The organism is Arthrobacter sp. D3-16 (assembly GCF_054408515.1).
This window is the reverse complement of the sequence record NZ_CP096437.1, coordinates 597,338-614,243: the sequence shown is the minus strand read 5'-3', so window position 1 is coordinate 614,243 and position 16,906 is coordinate 597,338. Positions and strand designations below refer to the sequence as shown.

At 66.3% G+C, this 16,906-nt stretch carries 14 protein-coding genes and 3 tRNA genes; 7 read left to right on the top strand and 10 right to left on the bottom strand.

Going from position 1 to position 16,906, the window contains the following annotated elements; all coding sequences use genetic code 11:
- Positions 1 to 76: 76 nt before the first annotated feature.
- The 3 genes from M1D32_RS02975 to M1D32_RS02965 form a co-directional block, all read right to left on the bottom strand.
- Positions 77 to 152 (bottom strand) — tRNA-Phe (locus M1D32_RS02975).
- Between the two features lie 48 nt (positions 153 to 200).
- Positions 201 to 274, bottom strand: a tRNA-Asp gene (locus M1D32_RS02970).
- 91 nt (positions 275 to 365) lie between these two features.
- Positions 366 to 438: transfer RNA gene (locus tag M1D32_RS02965), tRNA-Glu, on the bottom strand.
- Positions 439 to 603: 165 nt separating this feature from the next.
- Between M1D32_RS02965 and M1D32_RS02960 the strand changes: the two genes are divergently transcribed.
- Positions 604 to 1,647, top strand: a complete 1,044-nt coding sequence (locus tag M1D32_RS02960; protein WP_458780875.1) for a PHP domain-containing protein — start codon at positions 604 to 606, stop codon at positions 1,645 to 1,647.
- Positions 1,648 to 1,649: 2 nt separating this feature from the next.
- Here the strand turns inward: M1D32_RS02960 and M1D32_RS02955 are convergent, their stop codons facing one another.
- Positions 1,650 to 2,333, bottom strand: a complete 684-nt coding sequence (locus M1D32_RS02955; protein ID WP_458780874.1) for a DsbA family protein — start codon at positions 2,331 to 2,333, stop codon at positions 1,650 to 1,652.
- Positions 2,334 to 2,470: 137 nt separating this feature from the next.
- Here M1D32_RS02955 and M1D32_RS02950 point away from each other — a divergent pair, with 137 nt between their 5' ends.
- The 4 genes from M1D32_RS02950 (at position 2,471) to M1D32_RS02935 (ending at position 6,543) form a co-directional block, all read left to right on the top strand.
- Positions 2,471 to 3,448, top strand: a complete 978-nt coding sequence (locus M1D32_RS02950) for a DMT family transporter (protein WP_458780873.1) — start codon at positions 2,471 to 2,473, stop codon at positions 3,446 to 3,448.
- Between the two features lie 9 nt (positions 3,449 to 3,457).
- Positions 3,458 to 3,904: a metallopeptidase family protein gene (locus M1D32_RS02945; RefSeq protein ID WP_458780872.1), complete on the top strand. Its 447-nt coding sequence runs from the start codon at positions 3,458 to 3,460 to the stop codon at positions 3,902 to 3,904.
- Positions 3,905 to 3,914: 10 nt separating this feature from the next.
- On the top strand, positions 3,915 to 4,835 hold the full coding sequence (locus tag M1D32_RS02940; protein WP_458780871.1) for a cation diffusion facilitator family transporter: 921 nt from the start codon (positions 3,915 to 3,917) through the stop codon (positions 4,833 to 4,835).
- Between the two features lie 226 nt (positions 4,836 to 5,061).
- Positions 5,062 to 6,543 (top strand): C40 family peptidase, encoded by a 1,482-nt coding sequence (locus M1D32_RS02935; protein ID WP_458780870.1) that lies wholly within the window; start codon positions 5,062 to 5,064, stop codon positions 6,541 to 6,543.
- Between the two features lie 33 nt (positions 6,544 to 6,576).
- Here M1D32_RS02935 and M1D32_RS02930 read toward each other — a convergent pair whose 3' ends face one another.
- The 5 genes from M1D32_RS02930 to M1D32_RS02910 all read right to left on the bottom strand — a co-directional run bounded on the left by M1D32_RS02930 (position 6,577) and on the right by M1D32_RS02910 (position 13,660).
- Positions 6,577 to 7,461: an ABC transporter permease gene (locus tag M1D32_RS02930; protein ID WP_458780869.1), complete on the bottom strand. Its 885-nt coding sequence runs from the start codon at positions 7,459 to 7,461 to the stop codon at positions 6,577 to 6,579.
- A complete protein-coding gene (locus tag M1D32_RS02925; RefSeq protein WP_458780868.1) occupies positions 7,448 to 8,503 on the bottom strand; it encodes an ABC transporter ATP-binding protein in 1,056 nt (351 codons plus the stop codon). The genes M1D32_RS02930 and M1D32_RS02925 overlap by 14 nt, the downstream gene beginning before the upstream one ends.
- Positions 8,500 to 9,717 (bottom strand): hypothetical protein, encoded by a 1,218-nt coding sequence (locus tag M1D32_RS02920; RefSeq protein WP_458780867.1) that lies wholly within the window; start codon positions 9,715 to 9,717, stop codon positions 8,500 to 8,502. The genes M1D32_RS02925 and M1D32_RS02920 overlap by 4 nt, the downstream gene beginning before the upstream one ends.
- 103 nt (positions 9,718 to 9,820) lie before the next feature.
- Complete coding sequence (locus M1D32_RS02915) at positions 9,821 to 12,595, bottom strand: PEP/pyruvate-binding domain-containing protein (protein WP_458780866.1); 2,775 nt, start codon at positions 12,593 to 12,595, stop codon at positions 9,821 to 9,823.
- Positions 12,596 to 12,622: 27 nt separating this feature from the next.
- On the bottom strand, positions 12,623 to 13,660 hold the full coding sequence (locus tag M1D32_RS02910; protein WP_458780865.1) for a universal stress protein: 1,038 nt from the start codon (positions 13,658 to 13,660) through the stop codon (positions 12,623 to 12,625).
- A gap of 424 nt (positions 13,661 to 14,084) precedes the next feature.
- Here M1D32_RS02910 and M1D32_RS02905 point away from each other — a divergent pair, with 424 nt between their 5' ends.
- Positions 14,085 to 14,708: an FAD-binding protein gene (locus M1D32_RS02905; RefSeq protein ID WP_458782268.1), complete on the top strand. Its 624-nt coding sequence runs from the start codon at positions 14,085 to 14,087 to the stop codon at positions 14,706 to 14,708.
- A 6-nt stretch (positions 14,709 to 14,714) separates the two neighbouring features.
- On the opposite strand, the gene M1D32_RS02900 is transcribed toward M1D32_RS02905, so the two are convergent.
- A complete protein-coding gene (locus M1D32_RS02900; RefSeq protein WP_458780864.1) occupies positions 14,715 to 15,317 on the bottom strand; it encodes a copper resistance CopC family protein in 603 nt (200 codons plus the stop codon).
- A gap of 111 nt (positions 15,318 to 15,428) precedes the next feature.
- Here M1D32_RS02900 and M1D32_RS02895 point away from each other — a divergent pair, with 111 nt between their 5' ends.
- Positions 15,429 to 16,871 carry an NCS2 family permease gene (locus M1D32_RS02895; protein ID WP_458780863.1) on the top strand — a complete coding sequence of 481 codons (1,443 nt, stop codon included), beginning with the start codon at positions 15,429 to 15,431 and terminating at the stop codon, positions 16,869 to 16,871.
- Positions 16,872 to 16,906: the final 35 nt, after the last annotated feature.

The window sequence follows — 16,906 nt, the reverse complement described above, 5'->3', positions numbered from 1 at the left end:
GCCGGCAGGAGGTGCAGACCCGGAAGTACGGGTTAAAGAAGAAAAGCACCAGTTCCGAAGAACTGATGCTTCCCAGTGGTGGCTCCGACCGGCGTCGATCCGGTGACCTTTCGATTTTCAGTCGAACGCTCTACCAACTGAGCTACAGAGCCTAGGTGACTAGTCACCATGAGAGCCGGAATTTCTTCCAACAATCAGAGCGACCCTGACGGGACTTGAACCCGCGACCTCCGCCGTGACAGGGCGGCGCGCTAACCAACTGCGCTACAGGGCCTTGCGTTTCTTGCTTCAGCAGTATCTCTACCGCTTTTTTCAAGGCTTCCAGCCTACCAGACATTTTTTGTCTGTTTGACCAGTTCCTTGCGTACCCCCAACGGGATTCGAACCCGTGCCGCCGCCGTGAAAGGGCGGTGTCCTAGGCCGCTAGACGATGGGGGCCAGAACCCGTTCGGAACAAAATAAAAGGCGTCAAGCGAGGCTTTCCGTCTTTGTCCTTTGCGTTTCTCCGAACTGGACTCTAAAACTATAGGGCCTAGGTAGGAATTATCCAAAATCGGCCAATTTCCCCGGCAATGACGGGGAAGGACAGGTGAAGATGGACTGATGGACGCCGTCGCAGCACTCAACGAGATCGCCTTCTGGCTGGAGCGCGGACGCGCTGCCACCTTCAAGGTCCAGGCCTTCCGGAAAGCCGCCGGGGTGATTGCCCCGCTGCCGCCGGACGAGGTGGCCGCACGCGTCCGGAACGGGCGGCTGAAATCCATGAAGGGAATCGGTGACCGGACGTACCAGGTGATCCGGGATGCGGTGGAAGGGCAGGTCCCGGACTACCTCGCGGACCTGCGGGAGCAGGGTGCCCAGCCTTTGGCTTCCGGCGGGACCACCATCCGGGAAGCGCTCCGGGGCGACCTGCACAGCCACAGCGAATGGTCCGACGGCGGGTCCCCCATTGAGCTGATGGTGGCGGCCGCCAGGGTGCTGGGCAGGGATTACCTCGCCCTGACCGACCATTCCCCCAACCTCACGATAGCCAACGGGCTCTCGGCCGAACGCCTCCTGCAGCAGCTGGACGTCGTGGCGGCGATCAACGACGGCACTCATCCCGGGTCCGACGGGCAGCAGGACCAGCCGGTGCGGCTGCTGGCCGGTATTGAGGTCGACATCCTGGAGTCGGGTGAGCTGGACCAGGACCCGGAAATGCTGGACCGCCTGGACATCGTGGTGGCCAGCGTTCACTCCAAGCTGCGGTCGGATCGGAAAACCATGACCCGGCGGATGCTCCAGGGCATCGAGGATCCGCACACGAACGTGCTGGGGCACTGCACGGGGCGCCTGGTGGAGGGATCACGGGGGACGCGGCCACCGTCGGAATTCGATGCCGGGGAGGTGTTCGCCGCGTGCGCCGAACACAACGTGGCAGTGGAAATCAATTCACGGCCTGAGCGCCAGGACCCGCCGGACGCACTGATCCAGCTGGCCTTGGACGCCGGCTGCCTCTTCTCGATCGACAGCGACGCACACGCGCCGGGACAGCTGGACTTCCTGCAGTACGGCGCCGAACGCGCGGAGCGGAACGGTGTTCCGGCCGAACGCATCGTCACCACGTGGCCCGTGGAACGCCTGCTGGAGTGGGCGGGGACGAAATAGCCTTACTTGACCGCGTCTGCGAGTTTCTGCCGGAAGTCCGCCTTGGTGGACAGGGTGAGCTTCTCCCCGTTGAGGTAAAAGGTGGGCGTGCCGGTTATGCCCAAGGCATTACCGTCTGCGATGTCTGCCAGGATGCGTTCCTCCGTCTTGGGATCCGCGACGACGGCGTCGAACCTGGCAAGGTCCAGCCCCAACTGCTCGGCGTAGGTCCGGAAGAGCGGCGCCTGGGACTGTTGGTTCCCCGCCCACTGGGACTGCGTCTCGAACAGTTTGTTGGCCATCTGCTGGTACTGGCCCTGCTGTGCTGCCGCCTCCGCCGCCAAGGCCGCCTGGCCCGAATTGGGGTGGGCTGACAGGGGGAAGTGCCGGTGGACGAACGTGATCCTGTCCCCGAACTCGGCTTTGAATTCCTCCACCACGGGATGGATGGAACCACAGGACGGGCACTCAAAGTCGAGGAATTCCACCAGTTGTGCCTTCTCCACCGCCGGACTGGTCAAGCGGTGGCTGTCTGCCCGGACCAGCTGTTCTGCTCCCGGGGCCGGCGGCGCGGACTGCTGGGATTTCCCAAGCGTCAGCATGGCGTACCACACCACGCCGGCCACCACCACGGCTGCCAGTACGATCCATAGGACTTTTCGAACCAGGCGGGCGGTATCACGGGGAGGGGCAAGGTTTGAGACCATAACCCGCATCCTAACCGGCAACCTCCGACCCTTTGGCACAACTTTGGCGCAACTTTGGCGAATCTTTGGCAGGAACTTGGCTAGACGTGGCCGATTTCCGCCAGCCCCGGGTCCCTGCCCGCGGCTAGATTGGCTTCATGGCATCGAGCACCCCCGTCAGCACCACGGCTCCCCCACCCACACCCGCGTCCCGGATCAAAGCACTCGGCGTAGCGGCAATGGCCGTCACTGTGGTCCTCTGGGCCTCGGCGTTTGTGGGTATCCGGGCGATCGGCCCCCACTTCTCACCCGGCTCCCTGACGCTTGGCAGGCTGGCGATCGCCGCCGTCGTACTGGCCCTGCTGGTCCTCCCCCAACTGTTGAAGAGCAGACTCCTTCCCCGGGGCCGGGAGTGGTGGCCGATCCTCGCCTACGGGGTGATGTGGTTCGGCGGGTACAACGTGGCCTTAAACGCGGCCGAGCACGTACTGGACGCAGGCACCAGCGCCCTGCTCATCAACGTCAATCCCATCCTGGTGGCCATCATGGCCGGCGTCTTCCTCAAGGAGGGCTTCCCCCGGTGGCTGATCATCGGAAGCCTGGTTGCCTTCGCCGGGGTTGCCTTGATCGCCGTGGGTTCGGCGCAGCCGTCTGCAGCAGGGGAAAGCCCGACGGCGGATGTGGCGGGCGTCCTGCTGTGCCTCCTTGCGGCCGTGCTCGCCGCAGTCAGCGTCATCATCCAAAAGCCGGTGCTGCGGAAGTTCCCCGCCGCCCAGGCCACCTGGTTCGGGATCATGGTGGGCGCCCTCTGCTGCCTGCCGTTCACCGGGCAGCTGGTTTCCGAACTGCAGGCCGCGCCACCCGAAGCAACAATGGGCCTGGTTTACCTCGGGATCTTTCCCACGGCGATCGCCTTCACCACCTGGGCGTATGCACTCTCGCTGATCGAGGCCGGAAAGCTCGCGGCCACCACCTACCTGGTGCCTGGCACCACCATCCTGATCTCGTGGCTCCTGCTGGGCGAGATTCCCACCGCACTGGGCCTGGTGGGAGGCCTGGTCTGCCTCGCAGGAGTGGGGCTGACGCGGCGCAGGACCCGGCAGGCAGGCGGAGCCAGGGGAAAGGTTCTTCGCTAAAGTCGGAGTATGCCAGCCAGCCTGCCGCCGGGCCTGCCCATCGTTCCTGAGGGTCCCAGCGAGCCCCTTCGAGTCACCGGACCGTTGAGCTTCAGCATGTCCGCAGACGACTTCGAGGCGGCCGTCCAGGATGCCCTGGACAGCATCCCGGACAAACTGGCCAGGGCAATGGACAACGTGGCGGTATTCATCGAGGACGACTATGTTCCGCGGCCCGGGGAGGACCCGGACACCGTCCTGCTGGGACTTTATGAAGGCGTGCCGCTGACCGAGCGGGACTCATGGTGGGACGCCGGATCCCTGCCCGACCGGATTACCATCTTCCGCGAACCCATCCTTGAAATCTGCTCATCGCGCGAGGACATCATTCACGAAGTGGCGGTGACAGTGGTGCACGAGATCGCCCATCACTTCGGGATCGATGACGACCGGCTGCACGAGCTTGGCTGGGGCTAGCCTTGTAGGCATGGGACACGACCACAGCCATACCCACGGCATTACCGCAACAGGCCGGCACCGCAAGCGGCTTGTGGCCGTCCTGGCCATCACCCTGGTTGTGGTCCTGGTCCAGGTGCTGGGTGCGGCCCTCTCCGGTTCGCTGTCCCTGCTAGCCGACGCCGGCCACATGCTCTCTGACGCAGCCGGGGTGACCATCGCCTTGCTGGCCGCCTGGATTGCGGGCCAACCGGCAAGCGACCAGCGGACCTACGGGTACCAACGGGCCGAAGTACTCGCGGCCCTGGCCAACGCACTGATCCTGATCGTGATTTCAGTGGTCATTTTCACCGAGGCCATCCGGCGGATCGGTTCAGCGCCTGAGGTGCAAACGGACATCATGCTGTTCGCCGCCATCCTGGGCGCTGTGGCGAACCTGGTGTCGCTCCTGATCCTGCGGGGCGCCCACCAGGAAAGCCTGAACGTCCGCGGCGCCTACCTGGAAGTCCTGGGAGACCTGCTGGGCTCCTTCGCCGTTATAGCCGCAGCCGTGGTCATCATGGCGACCGGCTTCCAGGCGGCGGACACCATCGCGTCCGTGGTGATTGCCCTGCTGATCCTGCCCCGTGCCTGGCGCCTCCTGCGGGACGTTGTTGACGTGCTGCTGGAAGCCAGCCCCAAAGGCGTGGAAGTGCAGATGATCCGCGAGCATATCCTCTCCGTGGAGGGCGTTTCCGATGTCCACGACATCCACATCTGGACCATCACTTCCGGAGTGCCGGTGTTTTCGGCGCATGTGGTGGTGGAGGACGGCGTGCTGACCGCCCGCGGCGCAGACCAGCTGCTGGACAAACTGGTCACCTGCCTGGGCTCCCACTTCGATACCGACCACTGCACGTTCCAGCTGGAACCGGCCACGCACTCCGAACACGAGGCGCACCAGCACGCATAGCTCCCTGCTGTGTGCCGCCCGTTGCTGACCAGCCTTCCCTTGCCCTCAACCGGCGACACACCCGCACTGCTTTCCCCCTCACCTCACCGTTGTGGTTTATGTTATTGATGTGACTGCTGTTGCTAAAGTGTAGCCACTCCCGTAGCCTCGGGACTGCTGGGGAGCAGGCCGGGCATCGCCCTGACGTGAACAGGAACTCCAGCCTGATCATTTTCGGGGTTCTTGCATGGTTTTGACTGGGTCCAGGCGCAAAGCAGCCGTGCTGTGCGCCGCCGTCGTACTTCTGGGAACTATGGCAACGCCGGCCGGGGCGGGCACAACGCCTCTTTCGCCGGCCGTGTCCATCCCGGCAGCTCCGGAGATTCCGTCCCCCGGGGACATCGCCGCACCCAAGGCCAGTGAGGCCGCCACCGCGGACAAGGTCGCTACGATCGAAGGCATCCTGGAAGCAGCGGCAGGCACGCAACAGGCAGCCTTCGCCGTGTCGATGCAGGCAAACAACGCCTACAGCGAGGCTCTGGTAGAACTGCAGCAGCGGTCGTCGGCGGCGGCTGTCGCTTCGGCGAAGGCCACCGGGGCGCAGGAACAGCAGGACAAAGCCCGGAAACAGGTGGGACAACTGGCGGGGGACCTCTACCGCCACGGCGGGCTCAACCCCACGCTCGGTACTTTTGTCAGCGGCAGCGGTGAAACTCTCCAGCAGGCAGCCACGCTGCAGGCCCTGTCAACCGGCAGAAGCCGCGCTTTCGAGGCCGCAGATGCCGCAGCCCACGCCTCACAATCATTGACCGCGGCTGCTGAAGACGCCTCAAAAGCTGCCGACGACGCAGCCAGGACAGCAGAAATCCACAAAACCCGGGCCGAAGAAGCCAACTCAGCCCAAGCCAAGGCTGTGGCCGACGCCAAGGCCCAGCGAACCGTCCTGGTGGACCAGCTGGCCCAGCTCCGGAACACCACTGTAGCCCTCGAATCGGCACGGGTGGACGCCCTGGACCGGCAACGCGAGGAGGCCCGGCTCGCGGCGGCATTGGCAGCTGCTGAACGCGACAACCAGGGACAACCAGCTCAGCAGGCCAACCGTTTTGCCTCGGCAGGACCTGCTGCACCGGCACCCGCACCTGGGGCACCGGCACCGGCTGTACCCGCACCACCTGCAGCTCCGGCGCCCGCACCCGCACCCGTCCCCGCTCCGGCCCCCGCACCTGCGCCACCTGCAGCTCCGGCCCCCGCACCCGCAGCACCACCAGCACCCGTCCCCGCACCTGCGCCTGTGCCCGCTCCGGCCCCCGCACCTCCGCCTGTGCCCGCCCCGGCCCCCGCGCCCCCAATGGGGAGCGGAACCTACGAGGCCGCTATTTCGGTGGCCCTCGGCAAGGTGGGCGCACCGCACTACTACCAGTGGGGCGGCACGGGTCCTTACGGATTCGACTGCTCAGGCCTGGTGCAAACAGCGTTTGCGGCTGCCGGGAAATACCTTCCGCGCACGGCCGCCCAGCAGTACGCTGCTGCTCCCGTCCATGTACCGATCTCGCAGGCACGCCGCGGCGACCTGCTGGTATGGGGTTCGCCGTCGAATTTCTACCACGTTGCCATTTACCTGGGCAACGGCCAGGTGGTGCAGGCGCTCAACCCGCAGGAAGGCATCGGCGTCACGCAGCTCAGCGCGATGGCCGGCATGCAGCTCCATCCGTACGCCGCGCGTTACTGACCGGGAGGGCAGGCCTGTTACGGCCTGTCCGGCTCAGCTCAGCACGTCCTTCGTGACGAACCGCCCGTAGGAGAGCGCACCGAACACGGCTACGTAGCCGGCCTGCAGCACCGCGTTGCTGGCGAACGAGTCCCAGAGCACTGGCTGGCGGAGAAGATCACCGAATCCCAGCCAGTAATGGCTGAACAGCCATGGGTGCAGCCATTCGAGCTGCGGCAACTGGTCAAGGACCTGGGACACAACAGAGACCACCACCGTGGCGGCCATGGCCCCCACCGGAACAACAGTGAGTGTGGACAGGAAGAGTCCTATCGCGGACAGCCCGGCCAGGGAAACGGCCAGGTAGGCCGCGATCAGGAGGATACGCAGCGCTGCCTCCGGCGGCTCGATCACGTCCCCGGACAACAATGTCACCGGGCCTACCGGAAACAGTGCGGCCCCAATGGCAGCGCCGGCCAGGCCCACGGTGACGGGTGCAGCCAGGCAAAACGCAAGCGACGCGGCGTACTTCACCAAAAGCAGTCTTACGCGGCCAGTGGGAGCAACCAGCAGGTACCGCAGCGTGCCCATGTTGGCCTCGCCCGCGATCGTGTCACCTGCCACCACGCCCACGGTCAGCGGCAGGAACAGCGGCACTGACACCAGCATGGCGGTGAAGGCAACGAACAGCCCGTTCTGGGTGATGCGGTCCAGAAACGCGGGACCCCGCCCCGGGGGAACCGTTGAGGAGATCCTCACAGCCACGGCCACCAACACCGGGATTGCGGCAAGCGCGAGCAGCAAAGCCCACGTACGGCGCCGTCCGAACAGCACCCGAAGTTCGGACCAGAGGAGGGAAAGCCCGGATCCGCGCGGCCCTCCCCCGGCCTCTGCCACGTTCGTTCCGCTGGCCCCGAGCCGTGCGTTACTGGGCAACATCGAACCCCTCCCCCGTCAACGCAACAAAGCGGTCCTCAAGGCTTTCCCGTTCCACTGCGAAGCCACGGACCCGGACACCGGCCTGCACCAGGTGGGCCACGATTTCTTCAGGGGCGGGGCCGCCAGTGGGAAAGTTTCCATTGGCAGGGTTTCCAGTACCTCGGTTTCCAGTACCCGTGCCGGCCACCTGCAGCGGAGCAGCAAGCGCCGCCGTCACCACCCCGCCGTCGGACTGCGCAGCTGCAGGTTCCGGCGATAAGCCAAGGCGCGCCAGGACTTCCATGGCAGCCCCGGGGTCCGGCGTCACAAGGCGGATGCTGGTGGTTCCGGACCGGCGCAGTTCCGGAAGCGGACCCTGGGCCACGAGCCGGCCGGCACTCATGACGGCCGCATGCGTACAGATCTGTTCGACCTCGGCCAGCAGATGGCTGGAAACAAAAACAGTGGTCCCGTCTGCCGCGAGGGATCGGACCAGGTTACGCACTTCGCGCGTGCCCTGTGGGTCAAGACCGTTGGTGGGCTCGTCCAGCACCAGCAGTTCGCGGGGTGACAGCAGGGCGTTCGCGATGCCCAGCCGCTGCTTCATACCCAACGAATAAGCGTGCACCCGCTTGCCCGCGGCATGGCCCAATCCCACCTGTTCCAGGGCCTCGTTCACCCGGGCTTTGCGGGTGGCCGGGGCGGCATGCCGGGTGGCGGCGTCGAGGCGGTGAAGGTTCGCGGTGCCGGAGAGAAAGGGATAGAAGGCCGGGCCCTCCACCAGCGCACCCACGCGCGGGAGCACATCCTGGAATTTGCCCGGCATGTCCATGCCGAGCAGGCGAACAGTTCCCGCCGAGGCGGCAGCGAGACCCAAAAGCATCCGGATGGTGGTTGTCTTTCCGGAGCCGTTGGGTCCCAGGAACCCGAAGACGGCGCCCGGAGGCACCGCCAGATTAATGTCATTCACGGCCAGCTGCTGTCCGAAGCGCTTGGTCAGCCCCTGCGTCTCGATGGTCAGGCCATATGCGCGGGGGACGGAGCCTCCTAGGGCCCCGGTCACGGAGCTGTTGATGCGGCTTGCAGCCTCTCCGGCGGTACCATGCCCGCGAAGATCCGGCCGTCGTCGGTGAGCAGGACGTTGAACAGCGTGGTGGAGAGCAACCGCCCACCGGGGACGGCAACTGCTGCTTGGGCCAGCAGCGGGTTCGCGGACAGCACGTCATTTGCAGCAGAGGCGGCGCCTGCCTCCGCCGGTACTTCCGCCACCGTTTCCCAGCCGGTGCCGGTCAGGTACGGCCGGATCTTGTCCTTGATCCGGTCTGCCAAAGCGTCTGGAGCCGCGTGCATGCCGGGATTGCCAGGGAGCCCTGAACTGAGCGGCCAGCGTTCGGGATGGCGGAACTGCAACTCTTTCACCGTGCTGCCGGGCGGCGGGACGAAATTGAACAGTGCCTCGTCCGGGGTTTCGAGGGACAGGCTGGTGAACCCGGCGCTGAAGGCGGGTTGGGCTGCACCGCGTGCCGTCACCGCCACGGAGAGCGGCATCCCGTTTTCTGCGTCGACGGCGATGGCCACCTTGCCCACCAGCGTGCCTTCGGTGCGCGGCTCAAGGAGCAGATTATAGGCAGGGCGCCCGGCGGCCTCCACCTCGGGCCCCACGGACACGGCAGTTGAACTGTTGTCAGCTGCGGCCAGGAACTTGCTGGCCAGCTCCTGCGGCGTGGGCGGAACCTGCACATCCGGCCTAGGCTCAGCCAGCGGCGGAGTCCCGGTGTTGCCTGGGTCGGTCAGCGGCAGGTCCCGGGCGTGGGCAGGCAGGGTCAGGTGGGCGGCGGAGTTGTCCTTTGACGAGTAGAACCAGACGTCGTTATCGCGGCGGATGATGTCCCGCTCGGCGAGCCGGTCCACTACCTGGATGCGCGCCTTGGCCTTGCCGTCCATAAACACCCTGGCCGTGTGCTCACCGGTGAGGAACTCCATGACGGAGGCTGCACCGCCGGCTGATGCAGGGCCGGAGGTGGGACCCGTTGCCGGCAGCTCCGGCAGCCCCAGTTCCGAGGATTGTTCGAGGGTTCCCGAGAAGGTGTGCGTCCTGTGCCCGGCGAGCAGGGCGATCACTTCGGCCGGGGTCTTATCAGGCAGTGGATCGCCGGCACGCGCCGGGATGGATCCCGCCAGCACTCCGGCGGCGATCACCGCAGGCACGGCCATTGCAGGAGCCCACCGCAACCAGGTGCGGCGCCTCACAACCCGGTTCATATCCAGGTCTTCCATACTCCGGCGGTTCGTTGTCCGGCCGTCTCCGTCCTTGGAGCCCATAGTCCAAGGGTACGCCTCGGGACCCTTCCCGACACCTGCCGGGTGGTCCGCCCGGTCGTTACGCGGGCATTACGGTCCCAGCACCGCCGTCGACCGTTATTCTTTGTCCGGTAGCAAGCCGCGCGGTGGCTTCCGGAACACCCACAACGGCGGGAATGCCGTACTCCCGCGCCACCACTGCACCATGCGAGTTCGGCCCGCCCATCTCCATTACCAGGCCGCCCGCGGTCAGGAACAAGGGGGTCCATCCCGGATCGGTGGACGGTGCCACCAGGATTTCCCCGGGTTCGAGACGGGCACCGACGGGATCCAGGATGACCCGGGCGGGAGCCGTGACCGAACCTGCCGAAGCGGGGCTGCCGGACAGCGCGCCGTCGGCCGTCGCAGCACCCGCGGCGTGCAGCACTTCGGGTTCGGTGCCGTCCGAGAGCAGGACCCTGGGGATGTGGCGCCTGCCCATCTCGCTGGCATAAGCGGCACGGCGCTCCAGGACGAGTTCGCGCAGCTTCCGCGGCTGGCTGGCCCCCTTGGCGCTGCCGCCGCCCACTGCCTGCCGGGCCTCCTCGAAATCGAGGAAGAAGATGTCGTCCGGGGTCTCAAGCTTGCCCTCCGCTGCGAGCGCAGCTCCCACGTGGACGAGCTGCCTCCTTACTTCAGCCAGGCCAAGCACGAGTTGGTACTTGGGCAGTTCCCGCAATCCGGCGAAAAGCCTGGTGCGGCGCAATGCGGCGCCGACCAGCACGGCCCGTACCCTGCTGCGGCGGCGCGCCTCGGCCACCAGCCGCTCCACTTCCGCCTCAGCCTCCGCACTGGCCCTGCTGAACTGCGCGTCCGGCGCCATGGCGGGATCTGCGAGGCGCAGGTAGTTGGCCAGGACTCCAAGGATGTGCGTTGGGTCGTCGGCCCACCGGGGCAGGCCCACGTCGATTTCGGCTACGGCCCGGTGCCCGTAGCGTTCGAGGAACCGCACCAGGCCAGCGTGCAGCACCGGGGGCAGGCGCCCGGCGTCGAACTCCGCTGCCAGCACGGATGGCTCCAGCGTCTCCAGCGCCGCACGCGACTCGCGGTCGTCCTTCATTGCTGACGCCAGGCGCCACAGGTCGAGGTCCATCTCCGTGGTCACGTTCTGCGGCAGGCCCCGGAGCACCTTCTGCAGGTCCTTCCCACGGTCCGGTCCGCCCAGCAGCTTTCCCGCCAGCCAAAGCATCCCAAACCCCAGCGCGGGCAGGGGCAGGATGGCGGGCACAATCGCGAAGAGCCGGTTGGCCAGGAGCCGCTCCGCGTGGTCGAGCCGTTCAGCCGGCCCGGCTCCTGCCTCGAGCTCCAGGTCATCGGCGAATTGCCGGGTGAAGCGGTCCAGACGGCGCAGTGCCGCCTTGGGCCGGAACAGTCCCCGGAGCACCGACTCCGGGGCTCGGGCACGCACCGCTGCCGGCACGACGTGGCGGACGAGCCCGAGCGGTGTCCTGCGGGTTACCGAAAACCGGGGGTCGTCAAAAATCCTGCGCAGCACCACGGCGGACCGGGCTTCCATCACGTCAAAAACCCGCGGAAGGACCCGCCGGCCAACGCTGCTCCTGACGGGTGTGGTGACGTCCATGTACATCCGCTGGGCCGCCTCCGCGTAAGGCGACGGGCCGTGCTGGGGCTCGGGCACGGCGAAACCCGCCGCCTTGGCCACTGAAGAAGCAATAAGCCGCAGCGACGCCAACCCCATGGGCGTGAGGGGCCGGGTAAGTCCCTGGGCCAGGCTGAAGCACAGGTACACCCTGTTTCCTGTGCCGGCGGAACGGCTCTCAGGAATGGGGTACAGGGTGGTGATGGGCCGGGACTGGGTCAGCCAGAGGGCGCCGCTGGCGTCGATCGCCCATTCGGTGTCCTGCGGCGACCCGAAGTGGCGCTCGGCCTGCAGGCCAAGGGCGGCAAGTTCCAGCGCCTGCCCGTCCGTCAGGCTGGACGCCTCTGCCCCGTCCGCGAGGTCCTGCGTCTGCGTCCCACCGCCAGGAAGCGGCCGCACCATCACGCGCTTGTCCCCCAGCTTCCGCTCAAGGACCCGGCCCTTGTCCATGTCCACCACGAAGTGGTCCGGATTGACGGCCCCGGAAACCACTGCTTCGCCAAGCCCCGGAGCGGCATCGATGACGGCTTCCCGCCGCCTGCCGGTCATCGGATTTGCCGTGAACATCACCCCGGCCGCTGCGGCATCCACCATCCGCTGGATGACGACGGCGAGGGCTACCTCGTGCGGCGCAATCCCCAGTGCCGCCCGGTAGGCCACTGCCCTGTCAGTCCAGAGGGAGGCCCAGCAGTCGCGCACTGCCTCGAGGACGGCGTCGATGCCGATGGCATTGAGGTAGGTGTCCTGCTGGCCGGCGAAGCTCGCAAACGGAAGGTCCTCCGCCGTAGCGGAGGACCTGACGGCCACCGGCGTCGCTTCTCCTAGCGCTGCATATGCCTGCTCTACGGCGGCAACGATCCGGGGCGGAACCGGGAGGGCACGGATGGCTTCCCGCGCCCTCCCCGCCATTGCGCCGAGTTCAGCGGCCTGGCCCGGGTTTCCCGGTTGCAACCCGGCCTGCAGGCTCCCAAGCTCTGCCAGCACCCCGTTCCGGAGGGTCCCGGTAGCTTCGCGGTAGGCCTGGGTGGTCAGGCAGAAGCCATCCGGCACCGGCAGGCCCGCTGCTATCAGTTCACCGAGGTTGGCGGCCTTGCCTCCCACCAGCGGAAGCATTCCGCCGTCAACTTGGCTGAGGCGAAGGATGAGTCCGGCGGCGGTATTTCCGTCCAGTGGTCCGAAAACTTGCCCGGCCTTTCCTGGTGGGTCGGCTGCCATGATGACGCTCCCTGCTGCAGGATCCGGTCAGGCTGCGCCGAGGATCGGCCCAAAGCGGGCCCTGTCGGCCAGGCGCGGGTCCTCACGGTCCGGAACCACCATAACGGGGCCCTTCGCATGATGCAGGACGCCGTCCGACGTGGATCCCAGGAGCATGCCGGTGAAGCCGCCGCGGCCGCGGGTCCCGACGACCACCAACTCCACGTGCCGGCTTGCTTCCACCAGCACGTCAACCGGGGAGCCATCCGTGAGCTCGGATTCCGTGGACAGGTTGGGGTAGTGGCTCCTCAGCCAGGCCATGCCTGCGTCGAGGGTCAGCTGGATATCCGCGAAAAGGGCCTTGCGGTCCATCGGGGCAGGAACCCAGGCCAGGGAGCCGCTGTATTGCGGAACCGCGCAGACCACCCGGAGCGTTGCACCCAGCCGCTCAGCCTGGTCCGCGGCTTCGAGCACGGCAACGCGGGCCTGCTCCGAGCCGTCCACGCCTACCACCACCACGTTTTCCACGCGCTGGTGCCCGGCCTTGGCTTGTTCTGCCTTGATGCGCCTGTCCTCGGTGGTTTCGCCCAACCGGTCCGAGCAGACCAGCGGTACGGTGACGGTGGGGCATTTCGCGTGCGCCGGCAGCGCGCTGCTGACGGAGCCGAGGAGCCTTCCGACGAAGCCGCCCCGCCCGCGGGTGCCGAAGACCAGCAGCTCTGCCGTCTGGGACATGTCCAGCAGCACACCCGACGCGTCCCCGTTTTCCACCGAGGCGCTGACATCGATGTCGTAGGCCGAAACCTTTTCCAGGGCCTGCTTAACCACCGCTTCGGCACCTTCGCGGATCACTGAATCATCGACGGTGGCATATCCGCCGTCGAGGCCGGATGCAGCGAAGATCGGCACGGAGTAGGCAGTAACGATATGCAGTGGACGACGGCGGCGACGGGCTTCCCGGGCCGCCCACACCAGCGCACACTGGCCGTGGTCCGACCCGTCCACGCCGACAACGATCCCGTCGGGAGCGGCATGAGCGCCACCGCTGTCCCTCGCCGGGTCCGGATGCAACTCTTGTGCGCCCATTGGGCCGCCTCCTCGCGATACTCCCTGATGTTGCGGCTATTCTGCCAGAAATCCGGCCTTTCCCCGTGCACCCGTATCGCAGCCGCCGCTGCTAAGGAAGGGCCTGCTTCCAGTTCTCACTATTCTCCGTCCACCGGTTGTTAGCAAGCCTGCTCAAGCCCGGAAACGGGGGTTATCCACAACCTCCGGCGGGCGCTCCGGAAAGCGTGTTCACCCGCAGGGGAATCTTTTCGGATTGGGCTATCCAGCGCCGCAAATGTTCTGTAGTCTTCAGGACATTGTTGGTCCGGGACGCCTACTGCCTCTTTCCTGTCAGAGCTGCCCGGAATCGCACTGCGGCCGGACTTTGGGGGTAACGGGACGCGCGCGGGCGAGGACGCCCGCACCTGCCGAAGCTTCGAAGGAGGAAACTGTAGTGTCAAGCATGCCTGGAAATGCCGGGACGGAGCAGACCACCACTGTGATCATTGGCACTGGCTTGTCCGGCCTGGCCGTAGCTGCCGAACTGTGCCGCCGCGGAGTGGATTCGATCGTGGTGGACGGACTGGACCTCCTGGGCGCCGCGCAGCCGGCCAACACTACTTCCCTGCAGCGCTGCGATGCAGCGGACTCGGCCAACCTGCGGGAACGCAACGAGATCCTGCGGCACCTGCGCAACTACGCCGCCAGCCACGATGTGGATGTCCGCACCACGCGTGCCGTTCAACTCACCAAGGTGGATGGTGCAGTGACGGGAGCCGCCCTCCCGCAGTGGGAAGTTCACACACCCACCGGCATCCTCGTGGCCGACCATATTGTGCTGACGCGCTGCGCGCACAGCCAGCTCCGGCGGATGATCAACGATTTCGGCATCTCGGTGGGCCGTAACCTCGTTGCCGCCATGCGGGCCATCGGCATTTACCTGGTGGGTGTGGGAGACCTGATTACCCCCTCCCCCAAAGAGGTCCTCCGCCAGGCAAAGACGGTGGGCCAGGCAATTTCCGCAAAGGTCAATCCGGACAACACGGCTCCCGCGTACACCGGAAGTTTGGCGATCCTGCCCTGCTAGGGGCGGTCAGCTTTCGTCGTCGGTACCCGCTGCGAGCCTGCGGCGGGCGAGGATGGCGAGGGTGGCCAGCAAGCCCACCGCTGCCGCCGCGAAAATGACGATGCTCCACTGGAACGGTTCCCCGGAACCTGCGGTTTCCGGCGCCGCCGTGGCGCCCGGCTCAGCGGTGCCCATGCCGGGAACTGTAGCGCCCGCCGTCGAACCCGTTGCCGGAGCTGCGCCTTCGACTACCGAAGCCGCCGTAAAGGTGAACGTCCCCTCGATGGGATGCGAATCGGAACTGACCACGCGCCAGGCGACTGTGTACTGCCCCGCCGGGGCGCCCGCCTTGAGCTTCTGGCTGGCCACGTTGTCCACGATGTCCACCGGCCCCTCGGCCCACTCGGCGCCCGAGGCATCCTTGATGGAGAAGGATGAGCCGATACCCAAGGGGTTGTTGCTGAAGGTCACCGATACCTGCTCCGGCGGTACCGCCACTGTTGAGCCTTGTGCAGGGGTGCTGGATTCGGCGGCGTCGTGTGCTGCTGCCGGTCCTGCGAGGCCGATAACAGCGGCAGCAAAAACGAAGGACCCGAGGACAAAGCTCAGTAAGTGGCGGATGGAACGCATGCGTGGACTGCTCCCTTGGTGTTGGCTTCCTAACAGACTAGGCGAAATTGGCGGTGCCCCGGCCGGGGCCGCCATAGGATTCTGGTATCCCAAAGACTCCCCGGAGGACTAATGCTTAAGCAAGGCTCTGCCCTGGACCGGTATTTCATGATCACCGAGCGCGGCTCCAATCTCTCGCGCGAGATCCGCGGCGGCTTCGCCACGTTCTTTGCCATGAGCTATATCGTGGTGCTCAACCCCCTGATCCTTTCCGGCCCGGACTCCAGCGGCAACACCCTCGGGTTCCCGGCAGTTGCCGCCGTCACGGCCTTTGTTGCCGGCATCCTCACCATCCTGATGGGAGCCTGGGCCAAGCATCCCTTCGCGCTGGCCACCGGGCTGGGGGTCAACGCGTTTGTGGCGGTTACCGTGGCCACCAATCCGGGCCTCACCTGGCCGGACATGATGGGCCTGGTGGTCCTGTCCGGCGTCACGATGCTGATCCTGGTCCTCACCGGTTTCCGTACCGCCGTGTTCAAGGCTGTGCCCGAGGGGCTCAAGACGGCGATTGTGGTGGGCATCGGGCTGTTCATTGCCTTGATTGGACTGGTGAACGCCGGCTTTGTCCGCCGCATCCCGGACGTGGCCGGTACCACCGTTCCGGTTGGGCTCGGCTTTGAGGGCAAGCTCCTGGGCTGGCCCACCGCAGTGTTCGTCTTTGGCCTGATCCTGACCATCGCCCTGGTGGTGCGCAAGGTCAAGGGCGCCATCCTGATCGGCATCATCACGTCCACTGTCATAGCGGTGATTCTGGAAATGACGCTGCAGATCGGTCCGAGCGTCCAGCCAGGCAAACCCTTCAACCCGCAGGGCTGGTCCCTGGTGGCTCCTACTTTTTCTGAATGGGCTGCCCCCGACCTGTCCCTGATCGGCAAGGCCAGCCCGTTCGGCGCCTTCGAGCACCTGGGGTTCGTGGCCGCCACGCTGTTGGCCTTCGTGATCCTGCTGAGCATCTTCTTCGATGCCATGGGCACGATGGTGGGCCTTGCGAACGAGGCCGGGACAGTGGATGAGCACGGCAACATTCCCAACGTCGACAGGGTCCTCCAGGTGGACGCGCTGGGCGCTATCGCCGGCGGCGGCGCCTCGGTATCCTCCAACCAGATCTACGTCGAAGCCGGCGCCGGCATTGGCGAGGGCGCCCGCACCGGCATCGCCTCCATCGTGACGGGCCTGCTGTTCCTGGTGGCCATGTTCTTCACTCCGCTGATCAACCTGGTTCCCTTCGAGGCTGTTGCCCCTGCCCTGGTGGTGGTGGGCTTCATGATGGTGTCCCAGGTGGGCAAGATTGACTGGCAGGACTGGGGCATCGCGATTCCGGCCTTCCTGACGTTTACGCTGATGCCGTTCACGTACTCCATCGCCAACGGACTCGGCGCGGGATTCATCGCTTTCGTCCTGATCCGCACCGTCCAGGGCCGGATTAGGGACATCCACCCGCTGATGTGGGCCGTGGCCGGGGCGTTCCTGCTGTTCTTCGCGATCGGACCGCTCGAGGCCGCCGTAGGCATGTAGCCGGCCGGCCCGCCTGGCACAGGCCGGGCCGGCAC